Origin of the sequence: Confluentibacter flavum (genome assembly GCF_002843175.1) — a bacterium.
GTDB classification, from domain to species: Bacteria; Bacteroidota; Bacteroidia; order Flavobacteriales; family Flavobacteriaceae; genus Confluentibacter; species Confluentibacter flavum.
In genome coordinates this window covers 42,613-67,182 of sequence record NZ_PJEO01000049.1, presented here as the reverse complement: position 1 = coordinate 67,182, position 24,570 = coordinate 42,613, and the positions used below count along the sequence as shown (strand labels likewise).

General features: G+C 34.3%; 19 protein-coding genes and 1 tRNA gene. 3 read left to right on the top strand and 17 right to left on the bottom strand.

The genetic code is table 11. From position 1 onward, the window contains the following. Positions 1-5 precede the first annotated feature (5 nt). Together CSW08_RS12805 and pcaF are read left to right on the top strand one after the other, a co-directional pair. A complete protein-coding gene (locus CSW08_RS12805; protein WP_106660270.1) occupies positions 6-1,352 on the top strand; it encodes a 3-oxoacid CoA-transferase in 1,347 nt (448 codons plus the stop codon). Positions 1,353-1,358: 6 nt separating this feature from the next. Beyond that, on the top strand, positions 1,359-2,570 hold the full coding sequence (gene pcaF / locus CSW08_RS12800; protein ID WP_106660269.1) for a 3-oxoadipyl-CoA thiolase: 1,212 nt from the start codon (positions 1,359-1,361) through the stop codon (positions 2,568-2,570). A gap of 41 nt (positions 2,571-2,611) precedes the next feature. Here pcaF and CSW08_RS12795 read toward each other — a convergent pair whose 3' ends face one another. The 10 genes from CSW08_RS12795 to CSW08_RS12750 all read right to left on the bottom strand — a co-directional run bounded on the left by CSW08_RS12795 (position 2,612) and on the right by CSW08_RS12750 (position 14,277). Beyond that, positions 2,612-2,929 (bottom strand): hypothetical protein, encoded by a 318-nt coding sequence (locus CSW08_RS12795; protein ID WP_106660268.1) that lies wholly within the window; start codon positions 2,927-2,929, stop codon positions 2,612-2,614. A 144-nt stretch (positions 2,930-3,073) separates the two neighbouring features. Beyond that, positions 3,074-3,799: a hypothetical protein gene (locus CSW08_RS12790; RefSeq protein WP_106660267.1), complete on the bottom strand. Its 726-nt coding sequence runs from the start codon at positions 3,797-3,799 to the stop codon at positions 3,074-3,076. Further along, entirely contained in the window at positions 3,792-5,111 is a 1,320-nt protein-coding gene (locus tag CSW08_RS12785) for a tyrosine-type recombinase/integrase (RefSeq protein WP_106660266.1), read from the bottom strand. The genes CSW08_RS12790 and CSW08_RS12785 overlap by 8 nt, the downstream gene beginning before the upstream one ends. 52 nt (positions 5,112-5,163) lie before the next feature. Beyond that, positions 5,164-5,236 (bottom strand) — tRNA-Met (locus CSW08_RS12780). A gap of 121 nt (positions 5,237-5,357) precedes the next feature. Continuing rightward, positions 5,358-5,540, bottom strand: a complete 183-nt coding sequence (locus tag CSW08_RS12775) for a CPXCG motif-containing cysteine-rich protein (RefSeq protein WP_106660265.1) — start codon at positions 5,538-5,540, stop codon at positions 5,358-5,360. A 73-nt stretch (positions 5,541-5,613) separates the two neighbouring features. Further along, complete coding sequence (locus tag CSW08_RS12770) at positions 5,614-6,444, bottom strand: Two component regulator three Y domain protein (protein WP_106660264.1); 831 nt, start codon at positions 6,442-6,444, stop codon at positions 5,614-5,616. A gap of 221 nt (positions 6,445-6,665) precedes the next feature. Then, positions 6,666-7,988, bottom strand: coding sequence for a TolC family protein (locus CSW08_RS12765; RefSeq protein WP_106660263.1), 1,323 nt, complete (start codon positions 7,986-7,988; stop codon positions 6,666-6,668). Then, positions 7,978-11,175: an efflux RND transporter permease subunit gene (locus CSW08_RS12760; protein WP_106660262.1), complete on the bottom strand. Its 3,198-nt coding sequence runs from the start codon at positions 11,173-11,175 to the stop codon at positions 7,978-7,980. The genes CSW08_RS12765 and CSW08_RS12760 overlap by 11 nt, the downstream gene beginning before the upstream one ends. Before the next feature lie 15 nt (positions 11,176-11,190). Beyond that, the gene (locus CSW08_RS12755; RefSeq protein ID WP_106660261.1) at positions 11,191-12,312 is read right to left on the bottom strand and encodes an efflux RND transporter periplasmic adaptor subunit; all 1,122 of its coding nucleotides are present in this window, start codon (positions 12,310-12,312) and stop codon (positions 11,191-11,193) included. Between the two features lie 57 nt (positions 12,313-12,369). Next, positions 12,370-14,277, bottom strand: a complete 1,908-nt coding sequence (locus CSW08_RS12750; RefSeq protein ID WP_106660260.1) for an ABC-F family ATP-binding cassette domain-containing protein — start codon at positions 14,275-14,277, stop codon at positions 12,370-12,372. Between the two features lie 79 nt (positions 14,278-14,356). Between CSW08_RS12750 and CSW08_RS12745 the strand changes: the two genes are divergently transcribed. Continuing rightward, positions 14,357-14,740 carry a DUF983 domain-containing protein gene (locus CSW08_RS12745; RefSeq protein ID WP_106660259.1) on the top strand — a complete coding sequence of 128 codons (384 nt, stop codon included), beginning with the start codon at positions 14,357-14,359 and terminating at the stop codon, positions 14,738-14,740. Between the two features lie 7 nt (positions 14,741-14,747). Here the strand turns inward: CSW08_RS12745 and CSW08_RS12740 are convergent, their stop codons facing one another. The 7 genes from CSW08_RS12740 to topA form a co-directional block, all read right to left on the bottom strand. After that, positions 14,748-15,794, bottom strand: a complete 1,047-nt coding sequence (locus CSW08_RS12740) for an NAD(P)/FAD-dependent oxidoreductase (protein ID WP_106660258.1) — start codon at positions 15,792-15,794, stop codon at positions 14,748-14,750. Positions 15,795-15,906: 112 nt separating this feature from the next. After that, complete coding sequence (gene porN, locus CSW08_RS12735; protein WP_106660257.1) at positions 15,907-16,797, bottom strand: type IX secretion system ring subunit PorN/GldN; 891 nt, start codon at positions 16,795-16,797, stop codon at positions 15,907-15,909. Positions 16,798-16,848: 51 nt separating this feature from the next. Continuing rightward, positions 16,849-18,408 carry a type IX secretion system motor protein PorM/GldM gene (gene porM / locus CSW08_RS12730; protein WP_106660256.1) on the bottom strand — a complete coding sequence of 520 codons (1,560 nt, stop codon included), beginning with the start codon at positions 18,406-18,408 and terminating at the stop codon, positions 16,849-16,851. Between the two features lie 48 nt (positions 18,409-18,456). After that, complete coding sequence (gene porL / locus CSW08_RS12725; RefSeq protein WP_106660255.1) at positions 18,457-19,092, bottom strand: type IX secretion system motor protein PorL/GldL; 636 nt, start codon at positions 19,090-19,092, stop codon at positions 18,457-18,459. Positions 19,093-19,182: 90 nt separating this feature from the next. Further along, positions 19,183-20,547 carry a T9SS ring complex lipoprotein PorK/GldK gene (gene porK / locus CSW08_RS12720; RefSeq protein WP_394337032.1) on the bottom strand — a complete coding sequence of 455 codons (1,365 nt, stop codon included), beginning with the start codon at positions 20,545-20,547 and terminating at the stop codon, positions 19,183-19,185. A 160-nt stretch (positions 20,548-20,707) separates the two neighbouring features. Beyond that, a complete protein-coding gene (locus tag CSW08_RS12715) occupies positions 20,708-21,874 on the bottom strand; it encodes a formimidoylglutamase (protein ID WP_106660253.1) in 1,167 nt (388 codons plus the stop codon). A gap of 165 nt (positions 21,875-22,039) precedes the next feature. Continuing rightward, on the bottom strand, positions 22,040-24,529 hold the full coding sequence (gene topA / locus CSW08_RS12710; RefSeq protein WP_106660252.1) for a type I DNA topoisomerase: 2,490 nt from the start codon (positions 24,527-24,529) through the stop codon (positions 22,040-22,042). Positions 24,530-24,570 lie beyond the last annotated feature (41 nt).

The following is a 24,570-nucleotide window of genomic DNA, read 5'->3' as shown; positions in this document are numbered from 1 at the left end:
TATAAATGAAAAAAGTACCACAAATAACCGCAAAAGAAGCTGCTGCATTGGTAAAAGATGGCGATGTTATTCTTGGAGGCGGTTTTGGAATGACAGGAAGCCCTGTTGATATTATACATGCATTGGCTGAAACAAAAACTAAAGACCTAACATTTATTGCTAATAATGTTGGCGAACCCAATATGGGTGGTGGTCGTTTGTTAAATAATGGCCAACTAAAAAAAATGATTGGTTCTTTTTTTACATCCAATCCAGAAGCAGTGAAAGCGGCTCAATCTCGTACTATTGAATATGAATTATTACCTCAAGGCACTTTAGCAGAAGCCATTCGTGCTGGAGGCGCTGGTATTGGAGGTTTTTACACACCAACATCGGCAGGCACTTTAATTGCTGAAGGCAGGGAAACCAAAATTATTAATGGTGTAGAACAAGTTTTCATTGAAGGAATTCGTGGTAACATAGCTATTATTAGAGCTTGGAAAGCCGATACTGCTGGAAATTTACAGTACAGAATGACTGAGCAAAATTTCAATAGAGCCATGGCTACTGCAGCAGATATTGTTATTGCTGAAGTTCAAGAAATTGTTCCGGTCGGAGACATTGACCCTAACCAAATTCACACACCAGGTTGTTTTGTTGATTATTTAGTTCAGAAAACTTTATCTGAAAAAGATTTAGGCACTTCGGCATCTGTAGGTTCGTCTAAAGTCATTGATGAGAAGCGTATGAATATGGCTAAAAGAGCTTTCGCTGAATTAAATAAAGGTGATGTTGTAAATTTAGGTATTGGTATACCAACCCTAGTAGCAGACCTTATAAAACCAAAAGATAGTATAATTTTACATACCGAAAATGGGATGCTTGGTGTGGGGCCAGAACCAGTAGATGGTAGGGGCGCCATGTTCTACCCTGTAAATGCTGGAAAAGTTCCAGTAACGGCCTTACCTGGAAGTAGCTACTTTGACAGTGCCGATAGTTTTGCCATGATACGCGGTGGTCATATCGATGTCGCTATCATGGGAGGATTAGAAGTTGACGCCTCAGGCAATCTAGCCAATTGGTCCGTTCCAGGAAAGCCTTTATTAGGGGTTGGAGGCGCCATGGATTTAGCGTCGGGTGCTAAAAAATTAATTATAACTTTAAGTCACACAGATAGGTCTGGAACATCAAAAGTAGTAAACAAATGTACCTTACCTATTACCGATTATAATTGTGTAGATATACTAATTACCGAATTGGCGGTTTTTAAATTTATTGATGGCCAATTAACTCTAATTGAAATTTTACCAGGAAGTTCACTCGAAGAAATTAGAGCTAAAACGGAAGCTAAATTTATTGAAAAACTTAATTAAAAAAAGATGAGAGAAGCCTATATAGTTGATGCATTAAGAACACCCATAGGAAGTTTTAAAGGGGTTTTAGCTCCTGTAAGAGCAGATGATTTAGCTGCTATTCCCATAAAAGCATTATTAGAAAAGTATCCAAACATACCAAAAGATGCCATTGATGATGTTATTTTGGGTTGCCATAATCAAGCAGGAGAAGACAACCGTAACGTTGCTCGTATGTCTCTATTATTAGCGGGTCTCCCCTACTCTGTACCTGGAGAAACAATTAACAGACTTTGCTCCTCTGGGATGTCGGCTATCATTCATGCAAATAGAGCCATAAAAGCTAATGATGGCGATGTATTCATTGCTGGTGGTATGGAGCATATGTCTCGTGGACCTTTTGTGATTTCAAAAGCATCATCAGCCTTTGGAAATGATTCTAAGATGGAAGATTCTAGTTTCGGATGGCGTTTTGTAAATCCCAAATTACATGAGTTGTATGGAACAGATGCCATGGGGATTACAGCCGAAAATTTGGCAGAATTGTTTTCTATATCTAGAGAAGACCAAGATTTATTCGCTTACAATTCTCAAATGAAAGCAACTAGAGCACAAAAAAATGGCATTTTGGCTGAAGAAATTATTTCTGTTGAAATTCCTCAAAGAAAAGGAAATTCTATTATTGTTGATACAGATGAATTTATAAGACCAAGTACAACACTAGAGACTTTAGCAAAACTTCGTACCGTTTTTAAAAAGGACGGCACTGTAACTGCTGGTAATGCTTCTGGATTAAATGATGGTGCAGCTGCTATGTTAGTGGTTTCAGAAGAAGCATTGAAAAAATACAACTTAAAACCTAAGGCCAGAATTGTGGCGTCTGCTGTTGTTGGTGTTGAACCAAAAATAATGGGAATCGGCCCTGTAGAAGCAACTAAAAAAGTACTAAAAAAAGCAGGACTAAAACTTAGCGACATGGATGTCATGGAATTTAACGAAGCATTTTCTGCTCAAGCATTAGCATGTACAAGACAATTAGGATTAGACGATAACGACCCTAGAATTAATCCGAACGGAGGAGCCATTGCTATTGGTCACCCATTAGGAATGTCTGGCACACGAATTGTTCAAGCTGCTACAAACCAATTAATCCGTTCAGGAGGAAAATACGCTTTAGCTACTATGTGTGTGGGTGTTGGCATGGGGTATAGCATTATTATTGAAAATAAGACTATTTAAAATTTTGTGAAAAATGATTTAGAAAAAGAAAGCCATATTTATTAAACAAATAAATAAACCACATCTCCAGTTTCAACATCGTAGTACGGTTTTCTACCAAAACCATCATTTGGAACATTATTAACAGGCAAATAACGTTCACCACTAATCAATAATGATTTAAGTTCTTGTATATCCTTTTTTGTCGCAGGCTTGTTTTCAGGTGAAGTGGCAAGATACTTTGCTACTTCTACAACTGCAACTCCGGCAGCTGCGTTCCCAACGCCTGCTAAACTCATTTTTTCAACCTTTAAGTTTTGCGGTGCAACAATACTTTGGTCTTTAACGGTTACTTCTTTGTTCCCAAAATTCTGTTTCAAATACCAATACCGAGATTTGCACGATTGGGAGCAAAACTTTTGCACGCCGCGTCTGGTGGGGGTGTAATCGCCGTTGCAATGCAGGCAAATTTCTGATTTTTTCATTATTATGAGTCAATTATACGTGTAATTTACGCATAATTTTCATTTTAATTTATTTAAATCTAAATTAAATACTTTTTCCAACAATATTTTTTCGGCTTCTATGTCCGTAATTAGTGGTGATTTTTTGGTTTTCTTTAATGGCGGTAGCTTTTCCTCCTGCCCCCGCCCCCTTTCTAAAGTGGAGTGTGTAAGTGTGGGGTAATCTGTGGAAATGTTGTACTGACTTGTTATATCTGGAAAATAGGTGTCTATTAATTCTAGGGCATTGAAGTTTCCTTTTGGTATAATGTCTTTGGTAGGGTATAAGTTCTTTACTAAGATCTCGAAGTGTTTTTTGTAGCTTGTATACTGTAAGTAGAATATCCCTGCGGAAGTGTCATCTACTTGAAGTATTTGAGTTATGTTGTTATCCATCCAATGGGTTATATAAAATAAACATTCTGCCAATTCAAAATATTTATCTAACACATAGTTAAATTCATGGGGTGGTACGTCGCTTTTCTTTTCCAATAATTGAAACATATTCTTATCCAGATCACTTTCCTTTAATAGAAGGCGTCTATTATCCCTACCCTTTTTAAATTCGATAGGACCTTGATAATAATCTATTACATATACTTTATTGAAAATATCGTTTGTTTTTAAAAAATCAAGTTTCTCAATTATATCCTCCCTAATTTCATTTTTGGGTATAAAGAAAAACAACTCTGATACCAGGTTAGGAATTAGGCTTAAATAAAATTGATGTAGAGTCGGCTTACTCATGTGTGTTCTTTAACATTTCTGAATAATCTGCCGGTAATTCAGCATCTATATCTCGCAGGTATTTTTCAAGTGCTGTCATAGAGGTATGCCCTGTTATAAGCAAAAGCTTACTTTTTGCCTCAAAAGGGGATGAATTTATCATCAGTGCTCTATACAACTTGGTAATATAGGTATGCCTGAAACTGTATAATCCATAATCTTTGCTCAACCCAAAAGGATCTTTTACTACCTTTTTGAAACGCTTTGAAAAGTAGTCTCTTCTATTACCTGTTTCAGTTTCCCAAATACCACCAATTTGGTCGGGCGTGAACAAGACCAAATCTTTACTTAACTTAGATAAATCTGGTAAATCATCCCACAATATTTCTGGTATTATCTTAGTTTTTAATGGGCTATTTTTTGCTTTAAACTGAATGGTTCTCTCTTTTATATTTATATCGCCTATGGTCAGTCTAGACACCTCGATGGGGCGTAGAAAGTTATAGGAGATAAATTTGATATAAAGCAAGAGTATCGGATCCTTCTTTTCTAAACATTCAAATATTTCTTCCTGAGTTTTGTTTGTATAGGTTTTATTTCTTTCGGGTATCGATTTTAATACAGGTATTTTCTTAATGAAGTTTGATGCTATAATATCATTGTCTTCCAACACCTGCATAATACTACTTAAATCTGTTCGATAATTATTTCTATTTCTAGCACTGGTTTTGTCTAAAACGTCATTTAAAAATCCAGAGACTATTTGCTTGTTTAATGTATCTATGGTTTTAACCTCTGGGTGATTGTCATTAAGCCATTCTAAAAAATTCTTAACATGGTTATCATAGCCTCTTTTTGTAGTTGAATTTACAAGCTTCTCTTTTTGCTTCAATCCAAAATCGAACGCTTCCTTCAAATTCATTATTGGTTTTTCAACAACAGCTGTTAAACTGTTACTTGAATCTTTTTTAGAATTTTGATCTTCTTTAATTAAAGCTTTACAACGTATTTGGAGATATAGTTCCGTATTGTCCACAAATGGATTATACCCCTGTTTTAAGAGCTTTAATAATACTTTTCTATAAGTAACTAAAACGGACAATCTTTCTTCCTTTGTTTTGTACTTATTGGCATTACCATAAAATGGAGTTACCCGTTTCATCTTACCTAACTTTGGGTCTCGGAAGGAAAAATAAATATACCAGCGCTTTTTTAAATCATCGTTGGCTGAGTAGATTTTGGGGGTTGAAAAGTTTCTGTTTACTGACAAATCGTATGCACTTTCGTATTCATTTTGTGCATCTAAGATAATTAATTCCTTTAAACTGGACATAAAAAAACGGTTTAGGAAAACTAAACCGCTGTTTTAAAAACTTTATACTTTGTAGCGGGAACTGGACTCGAACCAGTGACCTTCGGGTTATGAGCCCGACGAGCTACCTACTGCTCTATCCCGCGATATTAATTCCTAAAACAGCTTACTTAGCTTTAAACTTTCGGTTCATAATGCCGACAAAACCGTTTCGGAATGCAAATATACAATCCTTTTTAATTTTAACAACGATTATATTTAAAAATATTATTGTTCAATACTATTCGATTGAAAATCTATAAGCTCCATATTTAAAAATGCAACTGAAACCTGGATTGGGTTACAGCAAACCTCACAATCCTCTATATATGTTTGTTTAGAAACAGAAGAATCCAATAGCATAGAAATGGGTTCCCAACAATACGGACAATTAAAATAATGTTCAACCATCCCATAAAGTTAAAAAAAAAAGAGGCTGTATTTAAATACAGCCTCTTTAAGATTTAAGAAATTCTAACTAAAACTATTCTTTTTCAATATCCATGATAGCTGTTGCACTCTGATTTTGCAATGGCAACAACATAATACCTGGAGGATTGTTTCCTGAAACACTAATATACTCTTGATTTAAATTATTATCGCTTACCATTAGTGTATTCAAATTTTTTAAGTTTATAAATTCCATAGGTAAATCGCCAGTTAATTTGTTGCTTGACAAGACCAATTCTTCTAATTGACCTAACTGTGCTATTTCTACGGGTATTTGACCTTCCAATTTATTATCCATCAAACTTAACTTTTCTAACTTACTCAATTGATAGATTTCGTTTGGAATGGTGCCTGTTAAAAAATTACTTCCTAATAAAAGTTCTTTTAAATTGGTTAATCCCATTAATTCTGTTGGAATCGTTCCTGTTAAGTTATTGCTGTATAATTTTAATGATTCTAATTTTTTTAGCTCACCTAATTCCGAAGGAATCGTTCCTTCTAACCTGTTCATGAAAAGCTCTAAAGATGTTAATTCTGTTAAGTTTTTAATTGAAGTTGGTATCGTGCCGCTTATTTTATTAAATCCGAAATTTAAAATTCTTAATGATACTAAACTACCTATCTCTTGGGGTAACTGACCTTCAAGATTATTAAAAGGTAAATTAATCTCAACAATTTTATCATTTTCTATTTTGATTCCATACCAAGTATCTACAGACTTACTTAAGTCCCATGTAGCATTCCAATTACTACCATTTGTAGCATTGTAAAGTGCTATTAAGGCATCCTTTTCAGTTGAGGAAATATCTGCAAAAGAATATGCTGTAACAAAAAAGCAGATTAAGAGTAGTTTTATAGTTTTCATGTCTGAATAAATTTGGGATTAATTCTCTCACGAAAGTAGTCCAGAAGCAGATGAAAAACTATTTTATTCGATGAAATGCTTGTTTTTTTAACATTTCACATTCGATGAGCCGCTTAATTTCCGATGAAAAACATAAATACTTGAAAAACTCATGGACGTTATTGAAATTACAATCTTCAGAAAAAAGAAAATAAATTATAAATTATTGATATGTTTTTTAATTAAAAATCAATATTTAAAATCTCACCACTTATTTGAAGTATTTGAAGCTCTGCTAATTTTGCTAAATATTTAGCCTGATTTCTACTTAATTCAGCATTGAGCAAATTTAATTGTGCTTGCCTGAATTCAATTGAATTTACTTGTCCTATTTTAAATTTTTCTTCGGTCCTATCAAAATTATTTTGGGCAGTAATTATATTGTTTTCTTGAATCCTATAAATTTCAAGTTTGTTTTGATAATCATCCCAAGCATTATTAAAATTACGGGTTATATCAATCACTAATTGCTCTTTCTGCAATTTTTGTGTTTCTAAATTTATCTTAGCATTCTTTACTCTTGTAATGGTACCGCCACCATCAAACAAATTCCATGTTAAATTTAAGCCTCCAGATAAACCGGTACTTGTTGATACAGCAACGAAGGCTGCTGCGTTATTATTATTTTCGTTCCAACCATAAGTTCCTGTTAGCCCTATAGTTGGTAAATAAGCTGATTTGCCAAATTTCACATCATATTCACTAATAGATATATTTTTATCCACTTGCAATAACACTGCATTATTAACCAACATTTTTTGAAACAAATCTTCTTTATTGAGTTGTAAAACAAAATCAATGTCTGTTTTTACATCAAAATCATCAGGTAGTGTATGGCCTGTAACCACATTTAAATCTCTTTTGAAATTCTTTAGTTGTTGCTTAGAATTTATTAGATTAATACTATCGTTATTAATATCAACCTCAGCATTAAGCACCTCCAATTTAGTGCTTTGTCCGTAATCAAACTGATAATTAGCACGTACTACCCTGTCTTTTGAAATATCAAGTGTTTGCTGGATTGCCAACGTATTTTCAAACAATTGTGCTACATTATAGTAAACTGTAAATAACTGCAATATCGTATTCTCAATAGTTTCACGTGCTTCTAATTCAGACAGGTTGTGCCTTTCCTTTAGTTGTTTATAGTTATAAGTCCTTCCCATGCCATCAAACAACGTGTAGTTCAAGTTTAGCGATGCGTTGTATCTTGAACTTTCGGCGCCTCTTAATACCGTTGTATTTCCATTTGAAAACTCTGCTTCGGTATTATCTATATTAAAAGCTGTACCTGCATTTCCAATTAATGTGGGTAAATATCCTGAATTTAAAATACTTGTATTATTCTCAGCTATTTCTACTGAATTATTAGCGATTTTAATACCGTAATTGTTATCTAAAGCCAATGAAACGGCTTCACTAGGCGTTATTAATCGTTGCTGAGCAGAATGCGACATACATATTCCTAGAATCAATATATTTAAATAGAAAAATTTAATATTCATTCTCTTCATGTTGTTCTTTTATAGCACGTTCAACTTCTTCTTTTGTAACCTCTTTACCGGTAGCTAACCACTTAGCATTTTTCTTAATATTGTTACTGAAAGACAAAAACAAAGGCAAAACAAGCAATGTTAAAATGGTTGCATAAGCAATACCAAATGAAATGGAAATAGCCATAGGTTTTAAAAATTGTGCTTGTCTACTTTTTTCCAATAGTAATGGTGCCAATCCAGCAATGGTTGTTAGGGATGTTAAGAATATCGCTCTAAAACGCGATTTACCCGCATCTAAAAGCGCTGTATCAAAAGTCATCCCCTCTTTAAGATTTGAGTTGAACTTACCTATTAAAACCAAGCCATCGTTTACCATAATACCCACCAAAGCTATAATTCCCAATAATGACAAAATATTTATTGAAAACCCAAATAACCAGTGTCCCCAGGCCACAGCCGTTAAGCTAAATGGAACTAAAATTAGCAATAAAAGGGGTTGGCTATAACTTCTAAATGTAAAAGCTATGGTAATGTAAATCAGTAATAAAATAGGTATTCCGGCATTGCTTAAGGAATTTAGCAATTTATCCTTTTCTCTATTTTGTCCTTCAAAAGATGCTGATATGGTAGGATATCTAGATTGGATATCGGGAATCATATTCGTTTTTATATCTGTTAAAATATCAGTGGCACTAGAATTAGGATCTTTTAAATCGGCTGAAACTTGAATTTCCCTTTGCCCTGACAAATGGTTTATAGCTACATCTCCTCTTTCAATTGAGTAACTAGCAATATCCTTTAAGTTCACACGATCTCCCGATGGCGTTACAATGCGCATCTCATCTAAATCGTTTATGGATTCTCTATTGCTCCTGTCATAACGCACCCAAACCCTAATTTCGTCTTGTCCTCTTTGGAACCTTTGTGCTTGGGCACCAAAAAAACCTGCTCTTACTTGATTCATGACCGATCTTAAATCCAATCCGAGTAAATAAGCACTTTCTTTAAGCTCTAACCTAATCTCCTTTATTCCAGCAGGGTCATTATCTTCAACATCTTTTAACAACACATTCGTTTCTAAAACGGACTTCAACTCAATCTTAGCGGCCTTGAGTTCATCAATATTATTCCCCAACAGGGAAACCGATACCGGACTTCCACCAAAATTACCTCCAGAACCAAAAATTAAACGCTCTGTTCCAGTTACTGGTCCTACCAATTCTCTCAAACGATTTGCAACCAATGCTGAATTTATAGCATCGGGCCGTTCTTCCCCTGGCAGCATATTAATTTCCAATTCAGCACTGGAACTGCCCGTTAATTGGATAATGGTGTTTTCAAAAAGTTCTTTACCAGTTCCTGCAAGGTATTTTTCCGTAAATTCCTGATTAACAATAAATGCCTTCTCTTCAATCATGGATATAATGGAATCCGTTACTTTTTCGTTGGTACCGTTTGGCATATTTAATTCCACAGAAATTCTATCACTGGCAATTGATGGAAATAACGTAACGCCTATAACACCACCTCCCACCAAACCTAGGGTTAGTATAAGAAGTGCAATGAAAAAACCAAAAGAAAGCATTTTAAATTGTAATACTTTATTTAAAATAGGGCTATAAATTTTGTCTCTTAAAATGATCATGAAACGATCACCTGCCTTGTTTATAACACGCATTTTTGCGAAAAATAGTTTTATTTTTGAAGGGTTTTCTTCAACCACCTGAGGTCGCAATGCTTTTGAATGCGCTAAATGGGCTGGTAAAATAATTAAAGCTTCTATTAATGATACGGTAAGTGTTAAAATAACTATAATAGCAACTTCACCAAAGAATTCCCCTATACGGCTATCTAAAAATAAAAATAGTGAAAACGCTAAAAGTGTTGTAATGATGGCGGACACAACTGGCGGAATAACCTCCATAGTACCATCTATCGCTGCCTCTATGGGGGTTTTGCCTTTTTCATAATGCTGGTATATATTTTCGGCAATTACAATACCATCGTCAACCAAAATACCAATCACAATAATCATCCCAAATAATGACAATACATTAATGGTAACATCAAACTGTCCAGCAAAAATAAACATTCCCAAAAAGGAAATTGGAAGACCCAAAGCAACCCAAAAAGCTACCCGTGTATTTAAAAACAATGATAAAAAAAACAAAACCAAGCAGACTCCCATCAATGCATTTTCAAAAAGTAGCTGGGTACGTTGGTTCAAAATTACCGATCGGTCATCAACAACATTTAACTGTACATTACTATATTTTTCATTATAATCTTTAATATATTCCTTAACCTTTTCGGCTGAAGAAATAAGATCTTCATTATTAGTACTAGTAACGACTATATTAACAGATAATTGGCCATTAAAGTAATTAACATTGGGCGTTTCAGAGAAACGATCTCGAATGATCGCTACATCTTTTAAACGAACCGTTTTTCCTTCAGGCGTTGCCTTTACAACAACATTTGATAGCTCATCTCCATAATAGGAACGGTTATTGGCTCTAATTAAATATTCTTCAGCATCGGTTTTAATATTTCCACCAGTCACCAATATATTTGAAGTGCCTATGGCTTGTGCAACTTCATCAAAGGTTATGTCGTAAGCCAAAAGGTTGGCTTCATTAAGAGCAATTTCTATTTCTTCATCTGGATACCCTCTAACCTCAACTTGTGAAATACCGTCAATGGTCCGTAAATCATTTTCAACCTGTCTGGCTAATTGTTTTAATGTTGCTAACGGAATATTTTCTCCACTTATGGAAAATGAAATAGTTTCTCTTACCTCTTCTCGCTTGGCAACAATCAATGGTTCCATACCTGTTGGAAACGATGGGACTCTATCCACCGCATTTTTAACTTCCAAGAGCATAAAATCGATGTTCTCCCCTTTTTCAATTTCTACAGTGATAGTACCACTATTTTCTCTTGAAACAGATGTAACACGATCTATACCTCTCAACCCCTTTAGATTATCTTCAATTTTTAGTACCACTCCTTCCTCAATTTCTTGAGGGGAAGCACCAGGATACGTAACACTTATATTAATAATTTTAGACTCGGTAAGTGGGAAAAACGATGATTTAAGTGACATTAGACCTATAATTCCAAATGCAAAAAAGGCCAATACAAAAATGTTTACGGCAACATGGTATCTAATAAAGTAAGCAATCAGTTTTCTCATATTAATCTGGTTTTCTTACTTTTTATCATCGTTAAGAGTTTTTACTAGCATGCCTGCATAAGCTCCTACTACAGGTTTGCTTATAATAATTGTTCCATTTGGGACACCTTTTAAAACCACATTGGTTTCAGAAAAATAAACAGGTTTAACATCAATTATATCTAGAATACTATCTCTAACCACAAATATTTTATTGTCTTCCAACAATAAACTTCTACTAATTTCTATAGCGTTTTCTTCTTGTTTTGCGTTTAAATTTGCCTCTAAATAAATTCCTTCTTTTAAGCTGTCATCTTTAACTTCTATAAAAGTTGTAATAGTTTGCGTCGTTGGATCCACCCTTCCATTAATCCTAGAAACCGTTCCTGTGTAAGTTACTGTTTTATCTAGATTGTTTAATTCAACTTTTTCTCCAACTTTCAATAAACTAGAATAAGATTCACTAATAGCAACTTCCATTTCGTAAGCTGATGTATTAATAAATTCCCCTAATTTTTGCCCAGCTCTAACCAAAGAACCTTCTGTAACCAAAGCCTCTGTGAGTATTCCTGAAAATGGTGCATAAATAACAAATTTGGATAAACGCTGCTCTAAATTTTTCACATCGTAATAACTGGATACAATGCCTCTACCCGTAATAAAATAATTCTCCTTGTCGGATGACATTTCGGGTAATTTTGGTGTTGATTTGCTTAAATCGAAACCATTGAGGTAGTTTTGCCATTTTTGATAAACCTCTGGAAAATCTAACCTTAAATCGGGCATAATAGCCGATATGGTATTATACAGGTTACTTCGTGCGGATTGTACTCCAGCATAATACTCCGAAGCATCTATGGAAATTAAAACTTCTCCCTGATTGAATTCTTGACCAGGCTTAAAAAGTTTATTCCCTTTTTTAAAAACACCTTGTACTTCGGAATAAAGTTCAATGCGGCTTTTAGCGACCAATCTTCCGCTTGCAGGAATTATAATGGGAACTGTTCCATTTGTAACAGTATCTATTGAAACTGTTTTTACAACTTTTTCCCTAAAAGGTTTTGGTGTGTTTTTATTTGCTATAAGTGTTTTCGCAAAAAAAATAGAAGCTACAACTAATAATACTCCTAGTACTGAAAGAATAATTTTCCGTGTCAATAGTGTTAATTTTTCACAAAATTACTTAATAAAGTACTTTAAAGAGTTAAAAAAAGCCTAAATAAATTGATCAATTTCTAATTGAATGTCTTCCCATTTTTGCATAGAATCTTTTAATTTAGCTTTCTTCTTTTGATAGTTGTCAAAGAAATGGGGCTGATTAGTTACTTCTTCATAATTGATTTCAAGAGACAAATCAGTCGCTTTAATTTCCTTTTCTAACTGACTTATTTCTGCTTCAATATTGCTTAATTTGTTATTTAAGGCCTTTAATTTTTTTTGCTCATCATAACTTTGTTGCTTCTTTTCTTTAGGAGTTTCCTTAATAACCGTACGTTTTTCAACATCCCTAAGGCTATCCACTTTACGTTGTTCAAGGTAATAATCAATATCACCTAGATACTCCTTTATTTTATGATCCTTAAATTCAAATACTGTTTTGGTTAAACCTTGGAGAAAATCACGGTCGTGCGAGACTAAAATCAAGGTTCCTTCAAACCGTTTTAATGCTTCTTTTAAAACGTTTTTAGACTTAATGTCTAAGTGATTAGTTGGCTCATCCATCACCAAGACATTAAAGGGCTGCAACATTAATTTTGCCAACGCTAATCGGTTGCGTTCACCACCAGATAGCACTCTTACATATTTTTCGGCTTCATCTCCCCTAAATAAAAAAGACCCTAAAATATCCCTAACCTTGCTTCTATTAGTTTCATTCGCCGCATCAATCATAGTATCTAAAACAGTTTTATTCCCATTTAAATACTCTGCTTGATTTTGGGCAAAATACCCTATTTGAACATTGTGTCCCAACTTTAAATAGCCATCGTACTTTATATCTCCAACAATAATTTTTGCAAGCGTTGATTTTCCTTGACCATTCTGTCCCACAAAAGCAATTTTACTTTCGCGTTCCACAAGCAAATCTATATTTTTTAAAACCTGATTATGTCCGTAATGTTTTGATATTTTTTCAGCTTCAACTATTATTTTACCTGGTGTTATCGATACCGGGAAATTAAGCGTCATTACACTATTATCATCTTCATCAACTTCTATTCTATCAATTTTGTCCAACTTTTTTATAAGCGATTGTGCCATGGTTGCTTTGGACGCTTTGGCTCTAAACTTCTCAATAAGTTTTTCTGTATGTTCTATCTGTTTTTGTTGGTTTTTTTGTGACGCCAATTGCTGTGTTCTAAGCTCTTCACGCAATACCAAATACTTTGTATAAGGTTTAGGATAATCATAAATTCTACCTAAGGAAATTTCAATCGTTCTGTTGGTCACATTATCCAAAAACATTTTATCGTGCGATACAATCACCACGGCGCCTGGATAATTCTTTAAAAATCCTTCCAACCAAATAATGGATTCAATATCCAAATGGTTTGTAGGCTCATCCAATAATAAGATATCATTATTTTGAAGAAGAAGTTTTGCTAGCTCAATACGCATGCGCCATCCACCCGAAAATGTATCGGTTAATTTATTGAAATCTTCACGCTGAAAACCCAATCCCTGAAGAATTTTTTCTGTTTCGCCTTGGTAATTATAACCTCCTAAAATCTCATATTGATGCTGAAGTTCGTTAATATCCACCATAAGTTGATGATAAACATCACTTTCATAATCGGTACGTTCAGCCAGTTGGGTGTTAATATCATGAATTCTCGCTTCAAGCTCCTTAATTTCGGTAAACGCTTCGTAAGCTTCCTCCAGGACGGTTCTTCCTAAAATAAAATCAATATCTTGCTTTAAAAATCCGATTTTAAGTTCTTTATCTGCCGCGATTTGCCCCGTATCTGGCTCCATTTCTTTAGATAAAATTTTAAGCATGGTAGATTTACCAGCACCATTTTTACCTATGAGGCCTATTCGGTCGCCATTCCCTAATTTAAAGGTGATGTCTTCAAAAAGAGATTCTCCTTGAAATGAAATTGATAAATTGTGAATGTTCATCATAGAAATGTTACTTAAGTTACAAGGCTTTATTTATTAAAACTTATTTTTGCTTAGCGGTTGCAAAAATACATTAAATTCTATGTTAAAAAAAGGAACTAAAATATATAGTATTTTAACTGGTGCTTGCCCTAAATGTCATGGAGAAAGCATGTATGTTAATAAAAATCCTTATATACTCTCTGAAACCCTAAGTATGCACGAAAAATGCAGCTGCTGTGGTACTAAATATAAGATTGAGCCTTCGTTTTTTTACGGAGCTATGTATGTAAGTTATGGTGTTGGTATTGCTTTTGCCGTAGCCGCTTTTGTGATTTCGTTTTATTTTTTAGATGCCCCCATTAATATTGTTTATGCATCTATAATAGGCACATTAATTATTTTTTTACCTGTTATTTTAAGAATTTCTAGAAATATTTGGATTAATCTTTTTATGAGTTACGATAAATCTCTTATTAAAAAATAAGTGATTTTCAATCTTTTTTAAAGCGTTTAATATTGATTTCTGTTTCTAGAGGCTGATTAAATTCAATAAAATTAAATAGTTGTTCTGCTACATAAGGGCCTATCATGACACCACGTGTTCCCAATCCATTAAGCACAAATATATTTTTATATTGATGGTGTTGGCCAACTAAAGGTCGTCTATCTTTCACTGTGGGTCGTATGCCTGCAACTTGATTTACAACTTCAAAGGAACAATTTATTAGTTTCTTTAATTTTTCTAAAAGTTCGTTTTTGGCTGTATTTGTAATTTTATTGGTTAAATCCTTCCACTCATACGTGGCACCTACTAGATACAAATCGCTACCTAAAGGAATTAAAAAAATAGCTGATTTTAAAACATAATCGATGTTCAAATCAGGAGCATAAATGGTTAACAATTCCCCTTTTGCAGGAACTAATGGTAAATGATTGAAGAACGGATTTTGTTTCATACCAAACCCATCAGAAAAAACCAGTTGCTTTGCTAATACTCCTTTATATGTAATACCACTTTCGTTTATAATTAAATGATCGTGATGGAATTCTTCTTCAAAAAGGATTCCTTGCCTTAGCAAACTTGCTTTGTAAAGATCCAGCAACGTCTTTACATCTATTCTCCCTGTTTCCTTAACTTCACCAAATCCAAAGGGTGCATCAATGAATGTATTATCATTTTTAATAACTGTAGAAGAAAGATAGTCTGAAAGGTTTGGTTTATCGGAAGCTGTAAACCAATCATTTTGCTCTTCCAATGAAGCAAATTTTCTATAAACAGGAATTTTATGGTCCAGCTTGATATCAAATTCTATTTCTAAATGATGGTATAGGCGCAAAGCTATTTCCAATTGCTCTTGGCATTTCCAAACTGGCGTAAAACGTTTCAAAACCACTGGATTATATAACCCACCTGCAACCGATGAGGATTGTTGCGAATTATTATCAAAAACAACAAAGGTTTTATGTTGTCTTTTTAATTGCTCGCAAAAACTAATACCGGCGATGCCACAACCTACAATGATATAATCTACTTCCATAATTTCAGCGAATATAATTAGAAAAGTGGATTCCTGCCTGCGCAGGAATGACAAAAACAAAAAACGCTCACCAAAAGTGAGCGTTTTACATTATTTATAAACTATTTGAAAATTAATAAGTCCACATATCGAGTTCGAAATCTCTAATTTTATCTTTGATCCTATCAGATTCAAGTAATTGCATCAAAGCATTTTCTGAGACATATTCATTAATTTTTCTATCGCCTTGCACGTTTTCTTCTTTATAGATATAACCGTTGAAACGTCTAGAATTTAAAATATGGTCAAACGAGTATGGCATAGAACTATTTTCATTATTAAATGCTTTAGCTTCATGTAGTACTTCTCTAGCATCTGGGAAAAACACCCAAAATAATTCTACTAAATCGGCATCTTCTGTACCAATAAAGTTAACATCTTCGGATACTGGGGCAATCCCTAACAATCTGTATTTCAGTTCTGCTTGGCGTTTATCAAAATACCAAAGTCCTTTAATACGATATTCTGTAATATCGGCAGCAGTAATATCTCTTCTGTTAATGTATTCTGCAGATAGTTGCTCACCAGCATTTAATTGCTCAATACCAAGTTCGGTAGTGTCAACTTTAACCAATGCGGCTTCAATATCTTTTAAAGTTCTTTTAGCTGAAAAATAAGAATCATCATAGATGTTTTCTATATTGCCGTTTTGAATGTTTTTCATAAGCACATCATATAATGAGCGCCTATTACTACCAATATTATTCGTATCTATTGGATAGTACAAAGGAAAATTAACACGCTCATCTAGAACAATGCTCTCCCATGTCATTTTAGAGAATAGAACATCCCTATCGTCAACATAGCCATACTCCAATGGTTTGTCATTATCTGCAGCCTTTTGTGCTTCTGTTTTTACGCCTATTTGGTCTGGACTTTTAGCATTTAATATATTTGCTTGTGCAAATACGCCAGATACTGTAAAAACAGCTGTAACGGTTAATAAAAAATTCTTAATTTTCATCTTGTTATACATTTTAATTTAGGGTTTTAACCAGATGTACCATACTTAATCTTAGTTTGTAAGCTCGATCATGATAGGAGATACTTTTTTAAGTATCACATTTACACCACTAGCTTTAGCTTCAATATCAAATACTTGCACATCTTCTCCTCGTTTTGCTTTTAATAAAGCTGATTTAGCTCTGCTATCAAGCTTATTTCCATTGACATTAATGGTTGGTTGACCAGGTACTTTAAATTTAAATCCTGTAACATTTAAAGGTAATTCAAAATCGAAATCGTCAAACTTAGCACCAACCGTTGAAATTTCAAGGGCGTTACGTTGCATTTTTATAGTACCATCTTCACCTCTAACCGTACCTGTTGGTTTTGGTAAATCTTTGATTCTAAATGTTGCTCTGTCATTAACAGACATTCCATCTATTTTACCTGTTACATTAATGGTAACCTCTCTACCTTGTACTGTTGTAACATCCATAACGTATTTACTACCACTCACTCGGCTTAAACCTTGAGCAGATGCATTCACATTATTATCGGCTATACCAGCAAACGAAATAGTCATTGGGTTTTTAACACCACGATATACCACATTCATTTTATCTGCAGAAATAGTAGCAGCATTTGGTTTTGCTACGGTTGCAAAAGACTGAGTCACTGGCACTTCAACTTCTTCTCCATCTTGTTCAAAAATCAATTTGCCTTCAATTTTATGCTCTCCAACACCTCCTGTACCAATTTTTAATTTTACTTTACCTTCTTCAATAGAGTATTCATTTTCTGAAAGTTTTCTTCCATCTAAAGTCAACTCAACTCTATTTGGTTTTGTTGTGGCATCTTTACGACCTAACACGATTTGTCCATCAAATTGCTCTCCATTAAAATAAGCAGATTTTGTTGTTTCCAATAAGGTTGTATAGTTTGTCATGGACACTTCACTAGTAAGGGTACCTTGTAACATGTTTGACAACACTTCAGATTCTGTTGTTTTAATATCATTCTGTAAAGCGGTTAATTTAGTTAATGATGCCACTAAAGGAAAACCTCTATAGTGGTAATCTAACCAATCTAATTTATTACCATCTCTATTGGTTTCTTCATTAGTACTAAATTTATCCTTAACTTCTTTAATAACTGGCTCCATACCATCTATGGTAGATAATATATCTGTAACACCATCTCTAAAAGAAGCTATTTTACTTAAAAATTCCTGTCCTTCTTTGTCTATTTTACCACCTTTAAAGAAATGCTGATCCAAATAATCGCCTTTATCCATAACCTCATAATCGGTTGGGTCATCAACGGTAGCTACCATTTTACTTTTTAAATCTTCAATGTGGGAATCCAAAGCATCAGCCAATACGTGAATTTGTGCTGCGTCAGCTTTTAATTTCAGGTATTTTTCTGGTTGTTCTGAAGCCTTTACGTCTAAACCAGCTATGAAAGCATTATTTCTTTGCTCTGTAACTTCATTAGTAGCTGTTAGTTTTTTGTTCATTAATCCGAAGGCTGAAAGCACTTCTTTCGACATATTTAATGCTAGCATTGCTATAAATATTAAATACATCAGATTAATCATTTTCTGTCTGGGTGATAAATTTCCGCTTGCCATGTTTAATTAGGTTTTTTGGTTAATTACAAATTTGGGATTAACCCCTAATTACTTCTTGCTCATAGCGGATAACATACCTCCGTATACACCATTTAATGACGATAAGTTTGATGCTAAAGATTGCATTTGCTCTTTTAATTTAGCTGCATTTTCAACTGATTCTTCGTTTATTGAAGATTGACGGACTGCACTTTCTAATTGAGCTTTATACAAACTATTTAATGATTCCATTTGAGCTGCCGCCAATGAAAGTTCTTCACCATATTTTCTAGTAGCTGCAATAGAGTCTACAGTTGGTGCCATGCTTTTTGCAACACCTTCAAAATTCTTAATACTGTCGCCAAGGCTAGCCATTAATTCGCCATCAATTTTAGCGTCTTTCAATAATTCATCTAGTTTTTTAGATAATAATCCTTGTGGGTTTTCTTTTTCTTTTTTACTTGATTCTCCACCTGCTAATTCTGGATATACTAACGACCAATCTAAATCGCTATCTACTGGTTCAAATGCTGAGATAGCAAAAATAATTGCTTCGGTTACTAGACCTAATGTTAACATTGAATTTCCTGTTATAGGTCCAAATTCCATGTGCGTAATTTTAAATAGAGCTCCAATAATAACGATCGCTGCTCCTAATCCGTAAGCCATATTCATGAACTTTTTACTTGCTTTTGACTGTGCCATAATAATTTTCGGTTTTTAATTTTAAGTACATGTACTTAAGTAGGTTAATTAATAGATTTGATTTTTATTGATTTGATTTATTACTAAAATTTATTTTTTACCGTTTTTTTTAGTTACTTGAGTCCCCATGTAATCTTGAACGGTTCTAAATCCTATATAACTTCTTGCTGAATCTCCATACTCATAATCCCTTGTACTTACTTGTAAATAGTATGCAACATCTTTCCAAGAGCCTCCTCTAACAACTTTACGATTATTCTGTTCATCGTTTACGTTAGGGTTAATTGTTGAAATATATTCGTAAGAGTTCGGGTCGTACGAAGCATTTACCCATTCAGAAACATTTCCTGCCATATTATATAAGTTATAATCATTTGGCTCATAGGATTTTGCTTCCACGGTGTACAATGCATCATCTGCAGCATAATCGCCCCTTACAGGCTTAAAGTTTGCCATAAAACAACCTAAATCACTTTTTGTGTAAGGGCCTCCCCAAGGATAGGTCGCTGCTTGCAAACCTCCCCTAGCGGCATACTCCCATTCTGCTTCATTGGGCAGCCTAAAATTATTTACAAATGTGGCACCTCTGGATTTTTGGTAGGAGTTTTTATTAATGGTTCGCCATTCACAAAAAGCCTTAGCCTGCTGCCAAGTAACACCTACTACAGGATAATCGCCATAAGCATCATGCCAGAAGTAGTCATTGTGCATAGGTTCGTTATAAGAATACGCAAAATCTCGAATCCATACGGTAGTATCAGGGTATATTTCAACTTCCTCTTTTTTGATAACCTCTGAACGTTTTATTCCTCTATTTCTAGCAGCTTCTTTTATATCCATGTAGTTATATTGAAATTTGAATTTTTTAACATCCCATGTGCGTTGCCCATTGTAAGACTCTTCAAGCTTTAAATACATGGTATCCATAACCTCTGTGTAGTATTCATCTGGATATTCTGCTGTATCAAAAATCAAATCGATATCACGATTTATTTTTCTGCCCTCGTAACCCGTTGGCCCTAATCCTGTATAATTTTCAAACATGTATTTTTCATATACAGACATATTCGCCGTATCTGCATCTTTGAATGCAAACTCTCCAATACCGCCATCTTCTGGAACTTTCCCCACCTCATCTGCTAGTACGGCAAGTTTTAATCTAATGATAGAATCTCGGACCCAATGAACAAATTGGCGATACTCGCTATTTGTTATTTCTGTTGCATCCATATAATAGGCTCTAACGGTTACCGTTTTTGCAGGGGCGTCATTTACACCGGCAAGATCTTCATCTGCTTTACCCATTATAAAAGCACCACCAGGAACTAATTCCATACCATAAGGTTTTTCGGGGTGCCACTTCTTACCCTGTACACCTACCAATTCTCCCTTATCTTTAGAGCCGCAACTGGCAAGTAATGCTACTACTGTGGTTAATAAAAAAAACTTCTTCATATCCATAGAAAACTCGAGGTTAATTATTTAAGCTTCAATTTGAGAGCGTAAACATATTTATATATTTTTTAAAAAACAACTTTTTATCTAAATAATTTACATTTCATCGTGAAAAAATGTCGTTTTACCGATGAAATTGTCGACCAAGTACATATTTTCTCTACAAACTGTTTCTTTGTAAGGCCTTATACCAACGGTTGGGTACCTTATTGCTACAGGCGTCAAGATAATCTTGGTGCATGCATGGTAATAACGTATGTCTCTTTAATTTATTATTGACTTCGGATAAAAAGGGGATTTCAATCCACCATCTACCCGTTTTATTACTCTTGTAGAAAACCAACTCTTCGGTATCTACTAAGGTTATAAACTTTTGAAAACTTTTTTCATCCAAAAAAATATCGTCCTTAACCCTAAAATTAACACCTTCTATAAAATACCATATTATTTGAGCAATTAGCATAGATGTTATTTCATCATCTTTTGATGGCTTATACTCATATATACCAATAGAACTAACTTTGTTACTTATACCCGCATAACGCGAAATGGCACAAATCTCCTTTCCGTCCAATCCATTAGGTGACAATTTTTGATTTAAACTTACCTCGGCACCTTTAACACAACTTAAGTCAATACTTACCATGTTGGCATCACGCATTACAGGCTCTACTATGGTTATATCTTTTGAAACTTGACCCAGTCTGTAAGATTCAAAATAAAGCTTATCCATTAAATCGATTTCCTCTTGCGAGTTGAAATAGGTTTGGTATCCTACATTGGCATAATTAAAAAGATTATAAGGTTCATCTAAAATAATTTTACCAACAAAACTATTATTCTTGATGGGTTTTGACGAATCTCCTAAATTAAAGCTACAATCTACACTAACTATGTTTACCATAGGAATTAAATCATCATAAGCTCTATAATTCGCGTATGTAAGATCTTGAGAGCCTCCTATTATAATAGGTATAATCCTTTTTTTTATTAATATAGCTATAGTGGTTTTTAACGCAAAGTAGGTGTCTTCAACACTTTCTCCTTTATTTATGTCTCCTAAATCTGCAATGGTAGTTGTCCAACTTCCAGGATACAGCGCATACAAGGATTTACGAATGTCATTCAGTTTAAATTCTTCACCTAAATAATTAATATCGTTTCGGTTTTCTAAAACTCCTAGAATGGCTATAGTAACACCTTCTAAATCTGGAATTCCTTTTTGTGCGGAATGTATTCTTAACTTTCTGCCAAGTGCTTGGGGCGACAGCAATTGATTATGCGCTAGAACAAAATCTGGTACTGGGGAAAGAAAATTAAAATTCATCAATTATTAATATGCTTCTACTTTCTAGACATTATTGAAGTCTCACAAATATCAAAATAATAAATGAGTTATCGTATACCTTTACAACAAAAAAATCGGACAAAATACAATTATTTCGTACTTTAAAGGCCTAAAAACGTTCGCTTCACTATTTAAATGAAAATATTACTTCTTTTTAACAGGTACTTTTTTTGAAGTTGCTTTCTTTTTTGGAGCATTTTTTTCTATAATGCCTTTTACCTCTTCCAACGTTAATTTTACGGCATCAACCGTTTTGGGTAATTCAATTTTAGTTTTACCTTTTATAATAGTATGCCTTCCCCATCGCGCTTTTTCAACTTGAATGCCTTCTTCTTTCCAATTGTGAACAACCTTATCCTTTTCTTTCTGGATTTTATCTTCAATCAATTCTTCGATGTCTGAATCAGACAAATCATCCCAATTATACTTTTTGTTCACATTAATAAACATATTATTCCATTTAATGAATGGTCCAAAACGTCCTTTACCTTTTTGAACAGGTAAATTTTTATACGTATAAATAGGTGCATCAGCTTCTTGCTTTTCTTTAATTAAAGCAAGGGCATCATCCAATTCTATACTTAAAGCTTCAACTCCCGCAGGAAGCGACACAAACTTATCTCCAAATTTAACATAAGGGCCGAAACGACCATTATTCACTTCTACCTCTTCTCCTTTATATACACCTAATTTTTTTGGAAGCTCAAATAAAGCCATCGCATCATCATACGAAATGGTATTTAATTGCTGGTCTGGACTTAAACTTGCAAATTGTGGTTTATCTTCATCGTCAGGAGTACCAATTTGAACCATCGGCCCAAATTTACCCAAACGCACACTAACTTGTTTTCCCGATTTAGGATCGGTTCCTAAAATACGTTCCCCAGATTCCCTTTCGGCATTTTCTTGAACATTTTCAACTTGCGGATGAAAGTCTTTATAAAAATCTTTCATCATTTTAGACCAATCTACTTTTCCTTCAGCAATATCATCAAAATCCTCCTCTACTTTTGCCGTGAAATTATAGTCTAAAATATTCTCAAAATGATTGACCAAAAAGTCGGTTACTATCATTCCAATATCAGTTGGCACTAATTTCCCTTTATCTGAACCTACTTTTTCGCTGAGTTCCTTTTCTTTTAAATGCCCATTTTTCAATGTAAGCTGAACATAATGACGCTCAACACCTTCTACAGAACCTTTTTCAACATAGTTTCTATTTTGAATAGTTGAAATGGTTGGCGCATACGTTGACGGCCGGCCAATACCTAACTCTTCCAATTGTTTCACCAACGAAGCTTCGGTATATCTGTAAGGTGGTCGTGAATAACGCTCGGTGGCGGTTATGTAATTATTAATAAGCACTTCACCCGTTTTCATCGCTGGTAACATACCCTCTTGCTCGGTATCTTCATCATCGGTACCTTCTAAATACACTTTTAAAAATCCTTCAAACGTGATGACTTCACCATTGGCAGTAAATGTTTCTTTATGTGTTGACGCACTAATCTTTACATTGGTCCGTTCCATTTCGGCTTCGCTCATTTGAGAAGCAATGGCGCGTTTCCAAATTAAATCGTATAAACGTGCTTGGTCTCTGTCAATATCTACGGAATGTGTCGCAAAATCCGTAGGTCTGATGGCCTCATGGGCTTCTTGAGCACCCTTGGATTTTCCTGTATAATTTCTTGGTTTACTAAATTTTGACCCATAGGCACTTTCTATTTCAGCCTTAGCACCGTTTCTAGCTTCATCAGATAAGTTAACACTATCTGTTCTCATGTAAGTTATCAACCCCGCTTCGTAAAGGCGTTGTGCCATTGTCATGGTTTTGCTTACTGAAAAATATAATTTACGTGAAGCTTCTTGCTGTAATGTAGACGTTGTAAATGGTGCTGCTGGTGATTTCTTAGCTGGCTTTTTCTCTAATTCGGCAACTTTAAATGAAGCTGATGTATTGGATTCTAAAAATTTATGAGCTTCTTCTTTAGTTTCAAATGTTTTTGGCAATTTCGCTTTAAACGTTTTCCCTTCTTCATTGGAAAATTCGGCATCAATTCTATAAGACGCTTCTTGTTTAAATTCCTGAATTTCGCGTTCGCGCTCTACAATTAAACGTACAGAAACCGATTGTACACGACCTGCAGACAAACCGCCTTTTACTTTTCTCCATAAAACAGGAGACAATTCGTAACCTACAATTCTATCCAGTACGCGTCTTGCTTGTTGCGCATCAACCAAATCGTAATCTATTCCTCTTGGGTTTTCAATGGCTTTTTGTATAGCAGATTTTGTAATTTCATGAAAAACAATACGTTTCGTTTTTTCTTTATCCAACTTTAAAGTTTCTGCCAAATGCCACGCAATGGCTTCTCCTTCTCTATCTTCATCACTTGCTAACCAAACCATATCGGCATTTTTAGCTAAGTCTTTCAGTTTTTTAACTACTGCTTTTTTATCTTTGGAAACTTCGTATTTTGGTTTAAAATCACCATCAACATCTACACCTAATTCACTAGAAGGCAAATCGGCAATATGTCCGAAACTAGACTCTACTTTAAAATCCTTTCCTAAAAATTTTTCTATCGTTTTTGCTTTCGCCGGTGACTCTACTATCACTAAATTCTTCGCCATACTTGGGTTTTTGAAGGTACAAATGTATATGAAAAAAAGTT